This window comes from Pseudomonas orientalis (genome assembly GCF_002934065.1).
GTDB classification, from domain to species: domain Bacteria; phylum Pseudomonadota; class Gammaproteobacteria; order Pseudomonadales; family Pseudomonadaceae; genus Aquipseudomonas; species Aquipseudomonas orientalis_A.
This window is the reverse complement of sequence record NZ_CP018049.1, coordinates 557,069-576,811: the sequence shown is the minus strand read 5'-3', so window position 1 is coordinate 576,811 and position 19,743 is coordinate 557,069. Positions and strand designations below refer to the sequence as shown.

The following is a 19,743-nucleotide window of genomic DNA, read 5'->3' as shown; positions in this document are numbered from 1 at the left end:
GTAGGAGCGAGCTTGCTCGCGAAGACACCAAGCGCAACGCGGGCATTCTGAATACACGCGTTATCGTTGACGTTTTTCGCGAGCAAGCTCGCTCCTACAATGAGACGGCCTTGTCGTATCTGGAGATTACGACCCCGGCGCCGGCGCAGGCACCGTCGGGTCCTTCACCCCACCGTCATCAAACAGGTTCAGCTTTTGGCGCAGCTCATGGGCCGGCAGCGGCTCCTGACCTGGCGGGAGCGCGTTCGGGTCCGCCGGCACTTCACCGGGAGCGCCCTCACCCTGTGCAGGCGGTGGTGGCGGCTGATCGCCCTCGATCGCACGCTGGGCCTTTTTGGTCAACACAACGATATCGATACGCCGGTTGATCGGGTTGAACGGATCTTTCGGATCAAACAACTGCGATGACGCAAAGCCCACCACCCGCGCCACTTGCGGGTCCGGGTAGCTGCCGGCCACCAGCGCACGGCGGGCGGCGTTGGCGCGGTTGGCCGAGAGCTCCCAGTTGCCGAAGTCGCCCTGCCCCGCATAGGGCTTGGCATCGGTGTGGCCGCTGACGCTGATCTTGTTCGGCACGGCCTTGATGGTGTCGGCCATGGCCAACAGGATATCTTCGAAGTACGGCTTCAAGCGCGCGCTGCCGGAATCGAACATCGGCCGGTTGGCGGCGTCGGTGATCTGGATACGCAAGCCTTCCGGGGTGATCTCGAAGGAAATCTGATCCTTGAACTTGAGCAGTTGCGGGTTTTCCTCAACCTTGTTCTGCAGTTCTTGCAGCAACAGCTCCAGGCGCTCTTTCTCGACCTGTTCGGCCATGCTCTCGACCTTATCGCGCTCAATCGGGATTTTTTCCTGGGGCGATTCGGTCTGCACCTCCGGATTGATGGTGCGCTCCGGCGCCAACTGCGGCGAGCCACCCAGGTCGATCACGAAGGGTGTACCACTTTCCGAAAAACCAATCGGGTCCTTGAAGTAACCCGCAATGGCGATCTTCTGTTCAGGGGTGGCGGTGGACATCAGCCACAGCACCAGGAAGAACGCCATCATCGCCGTCGCGAAGTCGGCGAAAGCGATTTTCCAGGCGCCGCCGTGATGCCCCGCGGCGAAGCGCTTGACGCGCTTGATGATGATCGGCTGGTTGTTTTCCATGGCTTAGCGACCGCGAACCGCTTGTTCCAGCTCGGAGAAACTTGGGCGATGTTTCGGGTACAAGACCTTGCGCCCGAACTCCACTGCCAGCGACGGCGGCATGCCCGACGCCGAGGCGACCAGGGACGCCTTGATCGCTTCGTAGAGGTTGATTTCTTCCTTGGCGTCATGCGCCAGGGAGGTGGCGAGCGGGCCGAAGAAACCGTAGGCCGCCAGGATACCGAAGAAGGTGCCCACCAGCGCCGCACCGACGTGCATGCCGATGGCCGCCTGATCGCCCTCGCCCAGGGAGGCCATGGTCACCACGATACCCAGTACCGCCGCGACAATACCGAAACCCGGCATGCCGTCGGCAATCCCGGTCACGGCGTGGGAAGGATGCTCCAGCTCTTCCTTTAGGCTGAACAGCTCCATGTCGAACAGGCCTTCGAGCTCATGGGGCGCCATGTTGCCGGAGGACATGATGCGCAGGTAATCGCAGATATACGCGGTCATGCGCTCGTCCTTGAGCACGGCCGGGTACTTGGCGAAGATCGGGCTGGCGGCGGCGTCTTCGATATCCCCTTCGATGGCCATCATGCCTTCGCGGCGGCTCTTGTTGAGGATCTCGTAGACCAGCCCCAGCACTTCCAGATAGAACGTGTGGGAGAAGCGCGAGCTGAACATGCCCAGCGACTTCTTGATCACGTGCATGGTCATGTAGCCGGGGTTGGCCTGCAAGAAAGCGCCAAAGGCGGCGCCGCCAATAATCAACACTTCGAAAGGCTGAATCAGCGCGGCAATCTTACCGTGGGACAGGACGTACCCACCGAGCACACTTGCGATGACGACAATGATGCCGATAATTTTAGCCATAGGGGATCTGTACTTGCGCCGTCGGGTTCATGGACATAGTGGGTGCAGCTGAAAAACTCTTGTTCTACTTATCGGCAAAACTGCGCCAGACTATAGCCCGTTAAGGCGAAAAGCCAATTCAGCCCGTTACGGGTGTGTTGAACACATATGATGATCGCGCCCCAACCATGGCTAATGAAACGACAGTTCCAACTGCAAGACCCACCACCCTCGCCGCCTGGATTCAGCGCTTGGACGACGTGCTGCTGCCCGTTCCCCAGGTCAGCCACGAGCGTGTGTGCAAAGCCATCCGCGACAGCCGCAGCTCATTGAGGGACATTGCCGAGCTGATGCAAGACAGCCCGGCCCTGGTGCTCAGCGTGATGCGCGAGGCCAACAGCCACACTCACGGCAGCCTGGCGGAACCGGCGGAAAACCTCGAAGTGGCGCTCAATCGCCTCGGCCTTAAACGCGCCGAAGAACTGTTGGCGCGCCTGCCGTCGGTGCCGGCCCGTGAGATTCCCGTCGCGCTGCGCCAACTGCTGCTGGTCAGCCAGCACGCGTCCCAGCAAGCCAACGGCCTGTTCGGCAGCCGCCTGGCGCGCCTGTGGCAGGACATCCATTGGGGCAGCCTGCTGTTTCTGTCACCGTTGTGGCCGATGGCCGTGGCCTACCCCAAGCTGCTTGAGGAATGGGAGCTGCGGGTGATCCACAAGGGCGAGTCGGCGCGCAAGGTCGAGCAGCAAGTGTTCGGCGTGCGCCTGTTGGACCTGTGCCTTGGCCTGACTGCGGCCTGGCACCTGCCGATCTGGGTATCCCAGGGCTATAACCTGCTGCTGGGCGAGCGGCGTCTGCTGGTCAAGGCATTGCGTATCGCCCGCGAAGACGACCCGCTGCGCCACCAGCAGTTACTCGACGCCGAACCCAACCTGCGCCGCTGGCTGAATCAGCCGGCCAATACCGTACTGTTGGCCAACGGTCTGGCGATGTCGGCGCAGGAATCCTGGACCTGCCCGCACACCGAGCGCTGGCAATACCTCACTGCGCTGTACCTGCAGGAGCCACTGAGCGAGGTGCAGCAGCAGGTTCACCAGCAAGCGGTCACCAGCGCCCGCAGCACCTTGATGCCTGACCTCTGGCACCCGGCCCTGTCGCTGATCTGGCCGTGGGACGTGCAAAAAGTCCATCGTGGCTTGCTGCCCGCACCGCCGCCGACGGCCGAAGCACTGGCGCTGTGGCGCAACCGTTGCACAGAGCTGCTGGTCGAACCGAGCCGCTTTGCCAATGCGATGCACCTGACCACATGCGCCAAGGAAGCCCTGGTCGCCAGCGGCATGCAGCGCGTATTGCTGTTCATGGCCGATCGCGCCTTGAGCACCTTGCGTGTGCATCAGGCCGATGGCTTGCCGAAGGATGCGGCCAACCTGAGCCTGGACGTGGTCAACAGTACATTGCTGCAACGCCTGCTGGAAAAGTCCGCCCAGGTGCGTCTCGGCCCTGACAACCATGCGCAGTTCGCAGCGCTGCTGCCGCCAATCCTGCGCCGCCTGTTTACCGGCGAGCACCTGCTGTTGCGCTCGCTGAGCTGTAATGGCCGCGTGGTCATGCTGATGGTGGCGGACCAGGGTGGCGGGCCGTTCTCGGAAACCACCGTGCAAGCCTTCGGCAAAACCGCGCAATGCGTCGAAAAAGCCCTGCACAGCTTTACCAACCGCAGCGCCTGATGCTTGCGCTACAATCGCCCTCCTTTATCGCCAACATTTGTGCCCAGGAGACCTCACATGCCTGACTTCTCTGGCTTGCCGCTGGTGATCGAATGCAGCGACCTGCAAGGTCGCCTTGATGCCGAACACCTGATTCTGGTGGACCTCACCAGTGCCGCCCGCTACGCCGAAGGGCATATCCCCGGCGCGCATTTCGTTGACCCCAAGCGCACCCAACTGGGCCAGCCGCATGCACCCGGTTTGCTGCCGCACAAGGCTGACCTGGAAAAGCTGTTCGGCGAGCTGGGCCACACACCCGATGCCACTTATGTGGTGTATGACGACGAAGGGGGTGGCTGGGCCGGACGCTTTATCTGGATGCTCGACGTGATCGGCCACCAGAAGTATCACTACCTCGACGGTGGCCTGCTGGCGTGGCTGGACGAGAAGCACCCTGTTTCCACCGAGATACCCGCGCCAGCCAACGGCGCGGTCAGCCTTACGCTGCACGACGGCCCCACCGCCACCCGCGAATACCTGCAAAGCCGGCTCGGCGCCGCCGACCTGGGTATCTGGGACGCACGCGGCCCGCTGGAGTACTCCGGTGAAAAAGTCCTCGCGGCCAAAGCCGGGCACATCCCCGGCGCCGTGAACTTCGAGTGGACCGCCGGCATGGATACGGCGCGCAGCCTGCGCATCCGCCGCGACATGCCGCAAATCCTCGAAGACCTCGGGCTGACCCGCGATAAAGAAATCATCACCCACTGCCAGACCCACCACCGCTCTGGCTTCACCTACCTGGTGGCCAAGGCGCTCGGTTATCCACGAGTCAAAGGTTATGCCGGTTCCTGGGGCGAATGGGGCAACCACCCCGACACCCCCGTTGAGATTTAAGGTTTAAGGACAGTTATGAAAAAGCAGTTGTTTATCCTCAGCCAGTATTTGCTGCCACACCACTTGCTCTCGCGCCTGGCCGGCTGCATTGCCGAGTGCCGCGTGCGCTGGTTCAAGAATGCCTTCACCCAATGGTTCGCCAAGCGTTACCAGGTGGACATGTCCCAGGCGCTGGTTGAAGACCTGACCGCCTATGAGCACTTCAATGCCTTCTTCACCCGCGCACTGAAAGACGGCGCGCGCCCGCTGGATCAAACGCCGGGCGCCGTACTGAGCCCGGCCGACGGTGCCGTCAGCCAGCTCGGCCCGATCGAACATGGCCGTGTGTTCCAGGCCAAGGGCCACAGCTTCAGCGTGCTGGAACTGCTGGGCGGCGACGCTGCGCTGGCTGCGCCGTTCATGGGCGGCGACTTCGCCACCATCTACCTGTCGCCAAAGGACTACCACCGGGTGCATATGCCACTGGCCGGTACCTTGCGCGAGATGGTCTATGTGCCAGGGCGAATTTTCTCGGTGAACCAGACCACCGCCGAGAACGTACCGGAACTGTTTGCGCGTAACGAGCGGGTGGTCTGCCTGTTCGACACCGAACGCGGCCCGATGGCCGTGGTATTGGTGGGCGCGATGATCGTGGCCTCGATTGAGACCGTATGGGCCGGGCTGGTAACGCCGCCCAAGCGCGAACTGAAAACCTTCCGTTATGACGAAGCTGCCCGTGCACCGATTCACCTGGAAAAAGGTGCGGAGCTGGGGCGCTTCAAGCTGGGTTCGACCGCTATCGTGCTGTTCGGGCCGGATCAGGTGAAATGGACCGAAGCGTTGTTGGCAGGCTCGCCCGTGCAGATGGGCCAGGGTATCGCAACACCCAAGGCCTGACGCAGAACCAAGTGTGGGAGGGGGCTTGCCCCCGATGGCGGTGGACCTGTCAATACATCTCTGACTGGACTACCGCAATCGGGGGCAAGCCCCCTCCCACATTTTTGAGCACGTTTCGTCAGTTAGAGCTGCCCATCACGGTCGCGCAAGCCCAGCAGATACAGCACCCCATCCAACCCCAAGGTCGAAATCGCCTGCTTGGCCGACTGCTTGACCAACGGCTTGGCGCGGAACGCCACGCCCAGCCCGGCAATCGCCAGCATTGGCAAGTCGTTCGCGCCGTCGCCGACCGCAATGGTCTGTTCCAGGCGCAAGCCTTCCTTGTGTGCCAGCTCCCTGAGAAGGTCCGCCTTGCGTTGCGCGTCGACAATCGGTTCCACCGCCACGCCGGTCACTTTGCCATCCACCACTTCCAGCTCGTTGGCAAACACATAGTCAATGCCCAGCTTGGCCTGCAGTTGCTTGGCAAAGTAGGTGAAGCCACCGGACAAGATGGCCGTTTTGTAGCCCAGGCGCTTGAGTTCGGCGAACAGGGTTTCGGCGCCTTCGGTCAGGCGCAGGGAAGCGCCGATGGAGTCGAGCACGCTCACGTCCAGGCCCTTGAGCAGCGCCAGGCGCTCCTTGAAGCTGGCACGGAAATCCAGCTCACCGGCCATTGCCCGCTCGGTAATCTCGCTGACTTGCTCGCCTACACCCGCCGCCTTGGCCAGCTCGTCGATGACTTCGGCTTCGATCAGGGTCGAGTCCATGTCGAACACCGCCAGACGACGATTGCGTCGGAACAGTGAATCCTCCTGGAAGGCGATGTCGACATTCAGCTCCTGGGCCACGCTCAGGAATTCGGCACGCAGCGCTTGCGCATCGGCCGACTCGCCGCGCACGGAAAACTCGATGCAGCCCTTGCCTTTGTCCGCCGGCGTGTCCAGCGGCATACGTCCCGACAGGCGGTCGATATGGTCGATATTCAACCCGTAATGCGCCGTGATCGAGCTGACGCGCTGCAGTTGTTCGGCCGTTACCTTGCGGGTGAGCAACGTCACGATATGGCGTTTTTTGCCCTGGCCTTCGACCCAATGCTGGTAATCGGCTTCGGACACCGGCGTGAAACGCACCTGCTGATCGAGTTTGTAGGCCGTGAACAGGATGTCCTTTAGGACCGACGATGCCTGCTCGGTGCTGGGAATTTCCACCAGAATGCCGAACGACAGGGTGTCGTGGATCACCGCCTGGCCGATGTCGAGAATGTTCACACCACCCTGGGCCAGAACACCGGTAATGGCAGCGGTGAGACCCGGTCGGTCAAGACCTGTGATGTTGATCAGGACAATTTCGCGCAAAGCGCACCCCCAGGCTGGAAAAAAACCGCATTCTACCCACTTTCAGTGACCATCGGGCACAGCCAGCGCTTTGCCGGTCATGGGCCTGTCGCTATACTGCGCGTCAACTTCACGGACCAAGAGCCGAGCGCAAGTGAACCGGCCCACGCCAGTAAAAACCGATAACTTCTTCCTGCTGATCTTCCGGGCACTGCGCCACCGCCGTGTACCGATCGCATTACGCATCGCCAGCCATAACGTGATCCTGGTCGCTCTGGCCCTGGTGATCTACGCCTGCGTGATGGGTTTGCAGTTCAAGCAGGCCATGCATGAGCAAGCCGACGCCCTGGGCGAGAGCCTGACCACCCAGACCGCCACCTCGGCGACTGAGTTGCTGGTGTCCAACGACATTCTCAGCCTCAACGTGCTGCTCAACAACCTGACCAAAAACCCGCTGGTGGCCCACGCTGCCATCTATAGCGTGGACAACCGGATCATGGCCGAAGCCGGGCAGCGCCCGAAAAACGGCCTGCTGGGCGAAGCCGAGGGCCTGTACCAGAGCAATATCACGTTCCAGGATGTGAAAGCCGGCCAATTGCGCATCAGCCTGGACATGCAACAGTTCCAGCAACCGATGACCATCAGCCTGCAAAGCATGGGCATCCTGAGCGCGATCCTGTTGGCCCTGGCCCTGGCCTTGAGCCTGCGCCTGGGGCGGCATATCTCCACGCCGTTGATGCAACTGCGCATCTGGCTGCGCGATATCGACGAACATACCCCGGCCACGGACCGCCAGGACGAAATCGGCGACCTCGCGCGCCAGCTGCATGCCAGCTTCGCGCCGGAGCCGACGGTACCTGAGGTTGAACCCGAGCCGGAGTACGACGAGGCCGACTACAACGACGACGAGCCTGAGTTTGAAGTGCGCGACCTGCGTGACCCAGGCTTTGACGAAAGCGCTCCGGTGGCGGGTTTGAAGCCTGCGCCACGGCATGTGGTCAAGGCCGAAGAAGACGAGCTGGATGACGAAGACCCGTTCGCCGACCTGCGCGATACCGCAGACACCGCGCCTGCCGTAGCGCCGAAAGCGCTTGCGCCCAAGAGCACCGAGCCCCAGTACAGCGCCGTACTGGCCGTGCAACTGGGTGCCCAGGACCAACTGCGCCGCCTGCCCCGCGCCCGCTTGACGGAATTGCTGGAACGCTACCGCGACTGTCTCGACCAGGCGGCCTCGCTCTACCAGAGCGAACTGCACACCCTGAACGACGGCAGCACGTTGATGCTGTTCCACAGCGAAGACAGCGGCGAAGATTACCTGACCAACGCCATCTGCTGCGGCGAGTTGCTGCGCGCCCTGGGCCATGCCTTGCAGATCGAAGTGGCGGACAGCGGCATTACCTTGCAATTGCAGTTGGGCCTGACGGTGGGCGATGACCTGTTCGGCATCAGCCAGATCGACCTCTTGCTGACCGAGATTGCCCAGGATGCCCTGGCCTTGTCCCAGCACAGCCGCAACCTGCTGCTGGTGGAGCGCAAGATCAGTGAAGACACGCTGATCCGCCAGCGCGCACGCATCCGCCCAATTGCCAGCCCTGAGGGCGCCAGCTGTGTGGAGCGTTTGATGGAGCCGTATCCGTCGATGCTGGAGCGCCAGCTGGCGCGGATGCATGAGACCCGCAAGCCCTGAAGCACAATGAGGCATTAATGTGGGAGGGGGCTTGCCCCCTCCCACAGTTAATTGTGGTGCAGCTTAAATTGCAGCCCAAACAAAAGGCCCGCTTACTCAGCGGGCCTTTTGTTTGCCTGGCATTCAGATCAAAACCTGAACACTTCCAGATCCGTACGAATCGGTGTTGCCATCGGCATCTTCGGTTTTTCCGGCGTTGCGGGCTTGGCTTGTGCCGGTGCCTGCTTGCGCGGTGCCTCGGCAATCGGCGGCTGGTTGGCCAGCGGCTTGAGCGCCACCGACAACTGCTGCGCCAGGTGCTGCAACAATACGCCCTGGGCCTGGACCTGGGACGCGGTGGTGCCGGCATGTTCTTCCTGCAGGTGCACGATACGGTTGTCCCGTACTTGCCCGCGACGGTCGATCAAGCGCCACTGTGCATCCAGGATCGCCGGTTGCGACTTGCCGGAGTCAAGCCGCGTGATAGTCAGCAACACCTGCACATCCGGAGAAAACCCGGATGGGCCTGGCGCCAGGACCACGCGCTGGCTGTCCAACTGACCGGCCACCTGACGCAACATCAATTGATTGATATCGGAAGAAAGGCTGCCCGCCCAACGACCATCCGTGGAACCTTGCAGGCTTCCGTCGTTCTGACGTTGGAGCAGGGTCTCGCGTTGCAGGTAATCAGCAACGATGACCGGACCCAGCAGGACCGCCATGCCGGCGGTCTGTGCTGGCTGAGCCGGACTTCCGCTGTCCAGCTGGTACAGCGACACCGGCTGGTGCGTGCTGCAACCCGCCAGCCCCAACAGGCCAGCGAGCATCAAAAATAGAGGAAGGCGTGGAGCAGTCATCATCCCATCCAGGTGGCTGCCACAAGGCGAACCACAATGTAATACTAAAAATAACCTAAACACGCTCGGCCACGCCGGCGCTGGAAAGGCCATATCATCCGTGAATATGCGCCATGACTCCAGCGCCAAAGCGTCGATCTACGCGTTAAATCGTAGATCGAGGCCTCTAGTACGCCTTAAGCAGGCGTTTCTACCAACAAAGCATCCACTCGCTGGAAGCCTCGAGGCAGTTTGTTGCCGCGTCGACCGCGCTCGCCCTTGTAGTGCTCAAGGTCGTCAGGGCGCAGCGACAGCGTGCGCTTGCCGGCCTGAAGCACCAGCGTAGCGCCTTCGGGGATCACGGCAATGTCGGTCACGTACTCTTCGCGACTGGCCACCCGCTCTCCCGGGATACCAATGATCTTGTTGCCCTTGCCCTTGCCCAGCTGCGGCAGGTCGCTGATCTTGAACACCAGCAGACGCCCTTCGGTGGTCACCGAGGCCAGCCAGTTGTGCTCACGATCCTCCACCGGTCGCGGCAGGATCACCTTGGCATTGTTCGGCAGGCTCAGCAGCGCCTTGCCCGCCTTGTTCTTGGCCTGCAGGTCTTCACCCTTGACCACGAATCCGTAACCGGCGTCGGAGGCGATGACATACAGCGAATCATCGTCCGGCAGCAGCACGCACTCGAAATTCGCCCCCGGTGGCGGTGTAAGGCGCCCGGTCAGCGGCTCGCCCTGCCCTCGTGCGGAAGGCAGCGTGTGGGCCGGCACCGAATAACTGCGCCCGGTCGAGTCGATAAACACCGCAAACTGGTTGGAACGTCCGGCGGCGGCGGTTTTGAAGCCATCACCGGCCTTGTACGAAAGCCCCGTGGCGTCAATATCATGCCCTTTGGCGGAGCGAACCCAACCCTTTTCCGACAGAACGACGGTAATTTTCTCGTTAGGCAGCAGCTCGGTTTCTGTCAGAGCTTTCGCTTCCGCACGCTCGACAATCGGCGACCGGCGGTCATCGCCGTAGGTTTCGGCGTCCTTGATCAGCTCGCTGCGCACCAGCTTCTTGAGCTTGGCTTCACTGCCCAGCAGCGCTTGCAGCTTGGCTTGTTCCTTGAGCAGTGCGTCCTGCTCGTCGCGCAGCTTCATTTCTTCCAGCCGCGCCAACTGGCGCAAGCGGGTGTCGAGGATGTAGTCAGCCTGGATCTCGCTCAACTCGAAACGCGCGATCAGCTCGGCCTTCGGGTGCTCGGCGGTACGGATGATATGGATCACTTCATCCAGGTTGAGGTAGGCGATCAACAAGCCGTCCAACAGGTGCAGGCGACGCTCGACCTTATCCAGGCGAAATTGCAGGCGCCGGCGCACGGTCTGTACGCGAAACTCCAGCCATTCCACCAGCAGGTTACGCAGGTTCTTGAGCTGCGGCTTGCCGTCCAGGCCGATGATGTTGACGTTGACCCGATAGCTGGACTCCAGGTCGGTGCTGGCAAACAGATGCTGCATCAGCACTGCATGATCCACCCGGCTGTTGGTCGGGATAATCACGATGCGGCAAGGGTTCTCGTGGTCGGACTCATCGCGCAAGTCGGCGACCTGCGGCAGCTTCGACGGTTTGGCCTGCATCAGCGCGGCGATCTGCTCCAGCACCTTGGCGCCGGACACCTGATGCGGCAACGCGGTCACGATAATGTCGCCATCTTCGACGTGATACACCGCGCGCATGCGCACCGAACCCTTGCCGGTTTCGTACATTTTCAGCAGGTCGGCGCGCGGCGTGATGATTTCCGCTTCGGTCGGGTAGTCCGGGCCCTGAATATGCTCGCAGAGCTGCTCGACCGTGGCTTTTGGCTCATCCAACAGGCGAACGCAGGCGGCGGCGACTTCGCGCAGGTTGTGCGGCGGCACGTCGGTGGCCATGCCGACCGCGATGCCGGTGGTGCCATTGAGCAGGATATTCGGCAAACGTGCCGGCAACACCAGGGGTTCGTCGAGGGTGCCGTCAAAGTTGGGCCCCCAGTTCGCGGTGCCCTGGCCCAGCTCGCTGAGCAATACTTCCGAATAACGCGACAGACGCGCCTCTGTGTAACGCATGGCGGCGAAGGACTTGGGATCATCCGGCGCCCCCCAGTTACCCTGGCCGTCGACCAGGGTGTAGCGGTAGCTGAACGGCTGGGCCATCAGCACCATAGCTTCGTAGCAGGCCGAATCGCCGTGGGGGTGGAACTTGCCGAGCACGTCACCGACGGTACGCGCCGACTTCTTGTGCTTGGAATCGGCGTCCAGGCCCAACTCACTCATGGCGTAGATAATGCGCCGTTGTACCGGCTTCAGGCCGTCGCCGATATGCGGCAGGGCACGGTCCATGATCACGTACATGGAGTAGTTGAGGTAGGCATTTTCGGTGAAGTCAGCCAGCGATCGGCGTTCTACGCCATCTAAGCTGTCTGCGAGGATGTCACTCATGCGGGCCTCATCGTTGGGTAAGGCGCAGCGGAACTGCCGCTGCGCTGATTCAATTCAAAAAAGTCGCGGCTCACGGCTGGGCACTCCAGCCACCGGCCGGGGCGGCAAACCGATAGACCACCGGACGCTTTTCACCGTCGGCACGCGCGCCAAAATTATTGTCGATGCCAATCCAGGCGCCGTCGGCGTCCACCACCAGGGCTTCGGCCAGGCCATAAGGTTGGGGGTAACGCCGTTCGGGCGTCAGGGTTTCGTCGGCAAACGACCAGCACAGCTCAACCTTGGCCGTCACCGTATCGCGTCGGCAAATCTGGAATGCATTGCGCTCCAGGGTGAACAGCTTGTCGTTGAACAGCGCCAGGTCGGCAAAATCCTTGGACACGGCCTTGGCGTTGGTGAACTGCGCCGGCTGCACTTCCAGCCCGGCCTCGCTCAACAATACGCAAGCCCCCTCGCAATCCCACACGCTCTGCCCGCGCTTGATCGAGATCAGGCCACGGCGCTCACGCTCGGCGGCCAGCCAGATCTGATTGCCTTGCGGGTTCACCGTCAGGCCTTCGAACAACGCATTGAAGTGCAGCAACATGCCGCTGGCCCGCGCCTCGCGCACCATGCCCGGGGCGATCTTCAACCATTCGGGGGCGCCGGCTGCCGGTACCTGCAACACCGCCGCATGGGCTTCGCTGACGATGTAGCGGTTGCCTGCGGCATCACAGCTGATGCCTTCGAAATCCAGGTCTCCACCGCGAATGAACGAAGCCGCCTTGGTGCGCGAGCGCAACCCCCACGGCAAGCCGGATTCGGGCACCGGGGGTACGTCGATCGTCAATGCCTCGGCGTTCCAGGTCGGCTCGCGGGTGTCCAGACGATAAATCCGGTCATCATCGCGGTCCGATACCGTCCACAGGTCCTTGCCGCACAGCGCCAGGCCCGACAGGTTGCCGCCGCGCATGCCGTCTACCGGATGTTCCGACACCAACTTGAGCTCAGCCACAGGCGCGGCCACCCCATCGGTGGCTGCCAACCCGCACACCATCAGGATCGCCAGGGCGACGCCTGTGCGCATCAGCCCAATACCTCGGCCAGGTTGCCTTTGGATTCGAGCCAGGCCTTGCGATCCGGCGCACGCTTTTTCGCCAGCAGCATGTCCATCATTTCCGAAGTGCCGGCGAAGTCTTCCAGGGTCAACTGCACCAGACGCCGGGTGTTCGGGTCCATGGTGGTTTCGCGCAGTTGCGGCGGGTTCATTTCACCCAGGCCCTTGAATCGGGTGACCTGTGGCTTGCCGCGCTTCTTCTCGGCCACCAGGCGATCGAGGATGCCATCGCGTTCGGCTTCGTCCAGGGCGTAGAAAATCTCCTTGCCCAGGTCGATGCGGTACAGCGGCGGCATGGCGACGTAGACGTGACCGGCATCCACCAACGGGCGGAAGTGCTGCACGAACAACGCGCACAGCAAGGTAGCAATGTGCAGGCCGTCGGAGTCGGCATCGGCGAGGATGCAGATCTTGCCGTAGCGCAGCTGGCTCATGTCCGCTGCGCCAGGGTCGACGCCGATGGCCACGGCGATGTTGTGCACTTCCTGGCTGGCCAGCACTTCGCTGCCATCGACTTCCCAGGTGTTGAGGATCTTGCCGCGCAACGGCAGGATCGCCTGGAATTCCTTATCCCGCGCTTGCTTGGCGGAACCGCCGGCGGAATCACCTTCCACCAGGAACAGCTCGGAGCGCATCGGGTCCTGCCCGGCGCAATCGGCCAGCTTGCCGGGCAATGCCGGCCCCTGGGTGATGCGCTTGCGCTCGACTTTCTTGCTGGCCTTGAGGCGACGACCGGCGTTGTTGATCGCAAGCTCCGCCAGGGCCAGGCCCAGTTCCGGGTGCTCGTTGAGCCACAGGCTGAAGGCATCCTTGACCACACCGGAGACAAACGCCGCCGCCTCGCGGGAGGACAGGCGCTCCTTGGTCTGGCCGGAGAACTGCGGCTCCTGCATTTTCATCGACAGCACGAACGCAATGCGTTCCCACACGTCTTCCGGCGCCAGCTTCACGCCGCGCGGCAGCAGGCTGCGGTATTCGCAGAATTCGCGCATGGCGTCCAGCAAGCCCTGGCGCAAGCCGTTGACGTGGGTGCCGCCCTGGGCGGTGGGGATCAGGTTGACGTAGCTTTCCTGCACGCTGTCGCCACCTTCGGGCAACCACAACAGCGCCCAGTCGACGGCTTCCTTGTTACCGGCCAGGCTGCCGCAGAACGGCGCGTTGGGCAGGCGTTCGAAGTCGCTGACCGAATCTTCCAGGTAGGAGCGCAGGCCGTCTTCGTAGTGCCACTCGACCTTTTCGCCGGTGCCTTTGTCTTCAAAGCTCACCAACAGGCCCGGGCACAGCACGGCCTTGGCCTTGAGCACATGCTTGAGACGGCTGATGGAGAATTTCGGCGAATCGAAGTATTTCGGGTCCGGCGCGAAGTACACGCTGGTGCCGGTGTTGCGCTTGCCGACGGTGCCGACCACTTCCAGCTCGGTGGCTTTGTAGCCATCGGCGAAGGTCATCTGGTATTCGTTGCCGTCACGCTTGACCTTGACCCTGACCTGCGTGGACAAGGCGTTGACCACGGAAATGCCCACGCCGTGCAAGCCGCCGGAGAACTGGTAGTTCTTGTTGGAGAACTTGCCGCCGGCGTGCAGCTTGGTGAGGATCAGTTCGACGCCCGATACACCCTCTTCCGCGTGAATGTCCACCGGCATGCCGCGACCGTCGTCGGACACTTCCAGGGAGTGGTCGGCGTGGAGAATGACCTGCACCGACTTGGCGTGCCCGGCCAAGGCTTCGTCGACACTGTTGTCGATGACTTCCTGGGCAAGGTGGTTCGGCCGACTGGTGTCGGTGTACATGCCGGGGCGTTTGCGCACCGGGTCGAGGCCCGAGAGGACTTCGATGGCGTCGGCGTTATAAGAGCTAGCGCTGGGAGTGGCCATGGGGTCTCGTCGTGAGTCGTTCGATTAAAAAATGACCTGCGATTTTTACAGTGACGAAAAATCGAAGGATTGATACTGATCAGCGCCAATGCCGGCAAAGCTCAACAATGCCGGCAATTGCTGGGCGAACCCTTGGTAACCGTGGTCGCCACCGGCCTGGATGCGCAAGGCACAGGCCCGGTAATACTGCTGGGCCAGGCGATAATCCAGGGTTTCGTCCCCGGTCTGCAACCACACCTGATAACGCGCGGCGTCCTGAGGAGCCGGTACTTCCAGCTCGGCCAACGCCGTGACGTGGTCGAGGGTCAACTCCCAGCTTTCGTCGGTGTAGAGGTTCTTCTGGGTCCCCAGGTAGCCGTCAAACATCCGATGGGGGCTGACCGCCGGGTTGACCAGCAGCGCCTTGAGGCCATGGCGTTCGGCAAGATGGGTTGCATAGTAGCCGCCCAATGAACTGCCGACCAGCAGCGGCCTGCCCAGTTCTGCGATGGCCTCCTCCAATTGAGGAATCGCCTGACGCGGATGGTGATGCAGCGCCGGAACACGCAGCTGCTCGGACAGGCCAAGCTTGCCCATTACGGTGATCAACTGGCTGGCCTTGTTGGAGGCCGGCGCACTGTTGAAACCGTGAATATAGAGGATCGAAGCGGACATGCCGGGCTCTCCGTGACTCAGCCAAAGAGGCGCAGTTTACAGGGATAAGGGGCCTGTGTGAGAACCCATGTGGGAGGGGGCTTGCCCCCGATGGCTGAGTGTCAGTCAGCACATGTGGCAGCTGACACACCGCCATCGGGGGCAAGCCCCCTCCCACATTTTGATCAGTGTTTACAGCTGTTAATAGCCGTTGCTGCCGTAGTCGACGGTGAAAGCGAAATCCCTGACCCGCTCCACCCCGGTCTCCAACCGCCCGTCGGCATGCAAACGCAGCCAGCGATAGCCTGGGGCCTGGTCGCTGACCTGGAAGTCCTCACTCCCGGGCGCGAACTGGATGCAGGTGGACGGCGACGCCAGCAGGCGCACGCCGTTGCGCTCGCTGTCGATTTCCTGGTGCACATGCCCCCACAAAACCGCTTTCACTTGGGGGAAGCGGTCAAGCACGGCAAACAGCGCGTCCGGATTGCGCAGGCCGATAGGCTCCATCCAGGCGCAGCCGATCGACACCGGGTGATGATGCAGGCACACCAGATGATGCCGGTTCGGCGCTTCGCTCAAGGCCTGGACGAGCAGTTGCAGCTGCTGGTCCTGCAGGTAGCCGGGCACGGAACCGGGTACGGCGGAGTCCAGCAGGGTCACGCGCCAGTTGCCGACGTCAACCACCGGCTCCAGCAGGTCGCTGTGCACGGCGGCGTCGGCCATGATCTGCGGCTCATCGTGGTTGCCGGGCAGCCAGCGCGCGGGAGCGGCTATCGGCGCCGTCATATCGCGAAAATGCTGGTATGACTCAAGTGTGCCGTCCTGGGACAGATCTCCCGTGGCCAGCACCAGATCAATGTGCGACTGCTGTTCGCGAACCAGGTCGATCACCCGCTGCAGGCTTTCGCGGGTGTTCATGCCCAGCAGCGTAACGTCTGCATCGGCAAACAAATGGCTGTCGGACAGTTGCACCAACAGCACAGCGTCAGGGTTCATGGCGGATACGCTCGGCAAGGCGCTCTCCCTAGCGGTCACAGGAATAGACAGGTGGGGCAATTATGCTGGGGCAGGACGCAAAGAGGAAACCCAGGGAAACAAACGCAGTTCACATCTACCGCACGACTTCGAACTCATGGCCCAGGGCCAGGCAGTGACTCAGCCATTCGCCGAGGAACACATTGAGCTGGGCTTTCTCATCGGGCTGGTGCATGAACACATTCGGGTAAGGATAGATGCTGCGAAAGCGTCGCGCATGTTCGGCGCTGATCACTTCGGCCATGCGTGCATCGTGGTACACCTGCACTTCCAGCTGCGGCACCGGCAGCCAGGGCAGGCTGTGCTCCTGGCGCACACGCAGGGTGGTGGTGTACGGGCAATTGACGATGACTTCCAGGGTCAGCACGCCGAGCATCTGGTCGCCGTGGGTCACGGCAATGCGCCGCGCCTGGGGCGTGTGGCGCATGTCGGGGAGCAGGCGCATCAGCCGCGCATAGTTGGCCTCGCACGCGGCTTGCAGCCCGATCAGGTCAACCCGGTAACGTTCCCGTGCCTTTACTGCCATAGCCCCCTCACTTCCGCGCGATTAAGCGCAAGCCATTGCAGGGCGATAATGCTGGCTGCATTGGAAATCCTGCCGTCGCGCACAGCCTGGAAGGCATCTTCGAATGCCCAGGTGGTCACGCGGATATCTTCGGCCTCTTCTTCCAATCCATGGATACCACCGGCCTGTGAGCTGTCGCAACGGCCCAGGTACAGGTGGACGAACTCGGTACTGCCGCCTGGCGACGGGAAATACTTGGTGATCGGCCACAGCGCGGAGAATGTCAGCCCAGCTTCCTCCTCGGCTTCGCGGTGTGCAACCTCCTCGGGTTGCTCGTCCTTGTCGATCAGGCCGGCGACCATTTCCACCAGCCACGGGTTGTCGGCACGCCCCATGGCGCCGACGCGGAACTGTTCGATCAGCACCACTTCATCGCGCTGCGGATCGTAGGGCAGTACGCACACCGCATCATGGCGCACAAACACTTCACGATTGATCACGCGGCTCATGCCGCCGTCGAACTTCTCGTGGCGCAGTTGCACCCGATCGAGCTGATAGAAGCCCTTGTAGGCAGAGTCGCGCTGAACAATCTCGATATTCTTCGGCGTCGACTTCGTAAAGTCCGTCATATTCTTCCTCGTCATAAGCCGTGCAGTGGGCGCCATCCTAACGCGCCCAAGTGGCTCGGCGCAGCCCCTTTCCGGTTGCCGGGATAGACGGCGGGCGTCAAACTCACACTAATCAGTCTAGTGGCGAACTGGCGGCCCTGTTGGCAGTCCAAGCGCTACTCTTTTCGCTTTCCATCGATTTACGAAGGACACACATGTCGCTTTTAAAAATCGCCTCCATGGCTTGTATTGCCTTGACCCTGGGTGCCTGCCAGAGCCTGTTCCAGCCCGGCCAGCTCAAACCGCTGGACGTCACCACCGACAAGTCGGAGCAGATCAAGCCCGGCTGCGGCAGCCCTGATTGTCCGCTGGTGAACATCGACACCGTGCATTTCCCCGCCGACCCGCAACTGGACAAACTGGTCGAGCAGCGCCTGCTGCAGATGACTCGCACCACGCCCGGCGCCAGCGTGCCGGCGACCCTGAATGCCTACCGGGACAGGTTCCTGCGCGAATCCCCCGACCGCCACAGCATGTACTTGCAGGCCAAGGTACGTGAGCAGCATGACGGACTGGTGATCGTTGAAGTGTCCAGCTACCTGGACACCGGCGTGGCCCACGGTGAACCTGGCCGCGGTTTCATCAACTATTCACGGGTGCTGCACAAGGAATTGAGCCTGGCCGACATGCTGTTGCCCGGCCAGGAGCAGGCCTTCTGGAATACCGCGAAAGTTGCCCACAACAGCTGGTTGATCAACACCAAAATGGACCGCGACCCGGAGTTCGTGAAGAACTGGCCGTTCCAGAAAACCCCGAACGTGGCCTTGACCAGCGGCGGCGTGGTGCTCAAGTACAACGTCACCACCATCGCCCCCTACGCCCAGGGGCTGATCGAAATCACCATCCCCTATGCGCGCCTGACCGGTGTGATCAAGCCTGAGCTGATGCCCGCGCGCCACTGACCGCCCGCCCCAGGATGAACTGCAGCAACCCTGCCAGCAGCAATGCCGGCAGGGTTGCGCCGATTTCCGGATACAGGTGCGCCAGCAGGTGGTAGGTGCCGATGCCGCCCAGCCACGCCAGCAGCGCCGGCCAATGCAGCTGGGTCACCGCGCCCTGGCGCCGACGGCGCAGGATGAAGTGATCCACCAGTACCACGCCGAACAGTGGCGCAAACACTGAGCCGATCAGCAACAGGAAGTTCTGGTACTGCGCCAGGGGCGCCAGGCAGGCAATCACGGTGCAAATCACACCGATGGCCAACGCCAGGTGCTCGACTTTCAAACGCAGCAGCATCCCGCTCGACACCGCCGCCGAGTGAATGTCGGCAAAGGCGTTTTCCGACTCGTCCAGCAGGATCAGCAACAGCGGAATACCGAGGCCGGCACCGGCCAGGGCCAACAGCAGCGCATTGACTTCACCGCTGGGCGCAAAGGCCAGGGTGTAGGCCACCCCCAGGCTCATCAGCCAGAAATTACCGATAAAGAACCCCAGCGCGGTGCCGCCGAACACGCTTTTCGCGCGCTTGCCAAAGCGTGAGTAGTCGGCGATCAGCGGCAGCCACGACAGCGGCATGGCGATGGCAATGTCAAAGCCCACCGCAAACGGCATCGAGCCGTCACCGGCCTGGGCCCACAGCGCGACGAGGTCGGCCCTGGCGAACAGGTTCCAGGTCAGCCACAGACAGGCCGCGAGCAGCAGCCAGATGCCCCATTTGCGCAGGATTTGCCGCACGAAGGTCAGCGGGCCACTCACCGCCAGCACGGTGGCAAGGCCACCAAACAACACGGTCCACAACAAGGGGCTCGCCAACAGGCTGCCCTCGCTGAACGCACGCGTACCCAACAAGCTGGCGGCATCGCGCATGACGATGATTTCGAACGAACCCCAGCCAATCAATTGCAGCAGGTTCAACAGCGCCGGCAGGCTCGCACCGCGGCTACCGAGGCTGAGCTTGAGCGTCGCCATGGCGGACAGCCCGGTGTCGCTGCCGATCACGCCGACGGCGGCCAGCAACAGCACGCCGACCAGGGTGCCGAGCAAGATGGCCAGCAATGAACCCGACAACCCCAGGCCCGGCGCCAGTAAGGCGCCGGTTTGCAGGACCATCAGGCCGATGCCGAGGGAGAACCACAGGGAGAACAGGTCGCGGGCGCCGAAGACGCGCCTGTCCTGGGGGACTGCAATGTCCGGCGAATAGGTGCTCGGTTGAATGCTCAAGGGTGGAATCTCTGAGGGGCATTTGTTGTTTGAAAG

The 19,743-nt window shown here is 62.2% G+C and carries 17 protein-coding genes; 5 read left to right on the top strand and 12 right to left on the bottom strand.

Going from position 1 to position 19,743, the window contains the following annotated elements; translation table 11 throughout:
- Positions 1-126: 126 nt before the first annotated feature.
- Both motB and motA read right to left on the bottom strand, forming a co-directional pair.
- Entirely contained in the window at positions 127-1,149 is a 1,023-nt protein-coding gene (gene motB, locus BOP93_RS02450; protein ID WP_104501433.1) for a flagellar motor protein MotB, read from the bottom strand.
- 3 nt (positions 1,150-1,152) lie between these two features.
- Positions 1,153-2,004 carry a flagellar motor stator protein MotA gene (gene motA, locus BOP93_RS02445; protein WP_065886533.1) on the bottom strand — a complete coding sequence of 284 codons (852 nt, stop codon included), beginning with the start codon at positions 2,002-2,004 and terminating at the stop codon, positions 1,153-1,155.
- 167 nt (positions 2,005-2,171) lie between these two features.
- Between motA and BOP93_RS02440 the strand changes: the two genes are divergently transcribed.
- The 3 genes from BOP93_RS02440 to asd are packed head-to-tail and all read left to right on the top strand — an operon-like array spanning position 2,172 to position 5,456.
- A complete protein-coding gene (locus BOP93_RS02440; protein WP_104501432.1) occupies positions 2,172-3,707 on the top strand; it encodes an HDOD domain-containing protein in 1,536 nt (511 codons plus the stop codon).
- A gap of 57 nt (positions 3,708-3,764) precedes the next feature.
- Positions 3,765-4,580 carry a rhodanese-like domain-containing protein gene (locus tag BOP93_RS02435; protein ID WP_104501431.1) on the top strand — a complete coding sequence of 272 codons (816 nt, stop codon included), beginning with the start codon at positions 3,765-3,767 and terminating at the stop codon, positions 4,578-4,580.
- A gap of 15 nt (positions 4,581-4,595) precedes the next feature.
- Positions 4,596-5,456 carry an archaetidylserine decarboxylase gene (asd, locus tag BOP93_RS02430; RefSeq protein WP_104501430.1) on the top strand — a complete coding sequence of 287 codons (861 nt, stop codon included), beginning with the start codon at positions 4,596-4,598 and terminating at the stop codon, positions 5,454-5,456.
- 122 nt (positions 5,457-5,578) lie between these two features.
- On the opposite strand, the gene serB is transcribed toward asd, so the two are convergent.
- Complete coding sequence (serB, locus tag BOP93_RS02425; RefSeq protein WP_104501429.1) at positions 5,579-6,793, bottom strand: phosphoserine phosphatase SerB; 1,215 nt, start codon at positions 6,791-6,793, stop codon at positions 5,579-5,581.
- Positions 6,794-6,926: 133 nt separating this feature from the next.
- Here serB and BOP93_RS02420 point away from each other — a divergent pair, with 133 nt between their 5' ends.
- A complete protein-coding gene (locus tag BOP93_RS02420; RefSeq protein WP_104501428.1) occupies positions 6,927-8,459 on the top strand; it encodes an AhpA/YtjB family protein in 1,533 nt (510 codons plus the stop codon).
- 128 nt (positions 8,460-8,587) lie between these two features.
- Here the strand turns inward: BOP93_RS02420 and BOP93_RS02415 are convergent, their stop codons facing one another.
- The 8 genes from BOP93_RS02415 to BOP93_RS02380 all read right to left on the bottom strand — a co-directional run bounded on the left by BOP93_RS02415 (position 8,588) and on the right by BOP93_RS02380 (position 17,508).
- On the bottom strand, positions 8,588-9,298 hold the full coding sequence (locus tag BOP93_RS02415; RefSeq protein WP_065894482.1) for a PqiC family protein: 711 nt from the start codon (positions 9,296-9,298) through the stop codon (positions 8,588-8,590).
- Between the two features lie 173 nt (positions 9,299-9,471).
- Positions 9,472-11,736, bottom strand: a complete 2,265-nt coding sequence (parC, locus tag BOP93_RS02410) for a DNA topoisomerase IV subunit A (RefSeq protein ID WP_065886541.1) — start codon at positions 11,734-11,736, stop codon at positions 9,472-9,474.
- Between the two features lie 70 nt (positions 11,737-11,806).
- Positions 11,807-12,802, bottom strand: coding sequence for an esterase-like activity of phytase family protein (locus tag BOP93_RS02405; protein ID WP_065886542.1), 996 nt, complete (start codon positions 12,800-12,802; stop codon positions 11,807-11,809).
- Entirely contained in the window at positions 12,802-14,706 is a 1,905-nt protein-coding gene (gene parE / locus BOP93_RS02400; RefSeq protein ID WP_104501427.1) for a DNA topoisomerase IV subunit B, read from the bottom strand. The genes BOP93_RS02405 and parE overlap by 1 nt, the downstream gene beginning before the upstream one ends.
- 45 nt (positions 14,707-14,751) lie before the next feature.
- Positions 14,752-15,360: a YqiA/YcfP family alpha/beta fold hydrolase gene (locus tag BOP93_RS02395; RefSeq protein WP_065894478.1), complete on the bottom strand. Its 609-nt coding sequence runs from the start codon at positions 15,358-15,360 to the stop codon at positions 14,752-14,754.
- Positions 15,361-15,540: 180 nt separating this feature from the next.
- Entirely contained in the window at positions 15,541-16,353 is an 813-nt protein-coding gene (cpdA, locus tag BOP93_RS02390; RefSeq protein WP_104501426.1) for a 3',5'-cyclic-AMP phosphodiesterase, read from the bottom strand.
- Positions 16,354-16,450: 97 nt separating this feature from the next.
- Positions 16,451-16,900, bottom strand: a complete 450-nt coding sequence (locus BOP93_RS02385) for a DUF1249 domain-containing protein (RefSeq protein WP_065886546.1) — start codon at positions 16,898-16,900, stop codon at positions 16,451-16,453.
- Positions 16,891-17,508: an NUDIX domain-containing protein gene (locus BOP93_RS02380; protein WP_065886547.1), complete on the bottom strand. Its 618-nt coding sequence runs from the start codon at positions 17,506-17,508 to the stop codon at positions 16,891-16,893. Before BOP93_RS02380 ends, BOP93_RS02385 begins: the two co-directional genes overlap by 10 nt.
- A 194-nt stretch (positions 17,509-17,702) precedes the next feature.
- On the opposite strand from BOP93_RS02380, the gene BOP93_RS02375 reads away from it, so the two are divergent.
- Positions 17,703-18,449, top strand: a complete 747-nt coding sequence (locus tag BOP93_RS02375; protein WP_104501425.1) for an RsiV family protein — start codon at positions 17,703-17,705, stop codon at positions 18,447-18,449.
- On the opposite strand, the gene cytX is transcribed toward BOP93_RS02375, so the two are convergent.
- Positions 18,418-19,707: a putative hydroxymethylpyrimidine transporter CytX gene (cytX, locus tag BOP93_RS02370; RefSeq protein ID WP_104501424.1), complete on the bottom strand. Its 1,290-nt coding sequence runs from the start codon at positions 19,705-19,707 to the stop codon at positions 18,418-18,420. The two genes, BOP93_RS02375 and cytX, sit on opposite strands and share 32 nt — an antisense overlap.
- Positions 19,708-19,743 lie beyond the last annotated feature (36 nt).

Bases quoted from the DNA above. Each gene is read 5' to 3' on its own strand.
- motB (WP_104501433.1), bottom strand. From the start codon at position 1,149: ATGGAAAACAACCAGCCGATCATCATCAAGCGCGTCAAGCGCTTCGCC.
- motA (WP_065886533.1), bottom strand. From the start codon at position 2,004: ATGGCTAAAATTATCGGCATCATTGTCGTCATCGCAAGTGTGCTCGGT.
- BOP93_RS02440 (WP_104501432.1), top strand. From the start codon at position 2,172: ATGGCTAATGAAACGACAGTTCCAACTGCAAGACCCACCACCCTCGCC.
- BOP93_RS02435 (WP_104501431.1), top strand. From the start codon at position 3,765: ATGCCTGACTTCTCTGGCTTGCCGCTGGTGATCGAATGCAGCGACCTG.
- asd (WP_104501430.1), top strand. From the start codon at position 4,596: ATGAAAAAGCAGTTGTTTATCCTCAGCCAGTATTTGCTGCCACACCAC.
- BOP93_RS02415 (WP_065894482.1), bottom strand. From the start codon at position 9,298: ATGATGACTGCTCCACGCCTTCCTCTATTTTTGATGCTCGCTGGCCTG.
- parC (WP_065886541.1), bottom strand. From the start codon at position 11,736: ATGAGTGACATCCTCGCAGACAGCTTAGATGGCGTAGAACGCCGATCG.
- BOP93_RS02405 (WP_065886542.1), bottom strand. From the start codon at position 12,802: ATGCGCACAGGCGTCGCCCTGGCGATCCTGATGGTGTGCGGGTTGGCA.
- parE (WP_104501427.1), bottom strand. From the start codon at position 14,706: ATGGCCACTCCCAGCGCTAGCTCTTATAACGCCGACGCCATCGAAGTC.
- BOP93_RS02395 (WP_065894478.1), bottom strand. From the start codon at position 15,360: ATGTCCGCTTCGATCCTCTATATTCACGGTTTCAACAGTGCGCCGGCC.
- BOP93_RS02385 (WP_065886546.1), bottom strand. From the start codon at position 16,900: ATGGCAGTAAAGGCACGGGAACGTTACCGGGTTGACCTGATCGGGCTG.
- BOP93_RS02380 (WP_065886547.1), bottom strand. From the start codon at position 17,508: ATGACGGACTTTACGAAGTCGACGCCGAAGAATATCGAGATTGTTCAG.
- BOP93_RS02375 (WP_104501425.1), top strand. From the start codon at position 17,703: ATGTCGCTTTTAAAAATCGCCTCCATGGCTTGTATTGCCTTGACCCTG.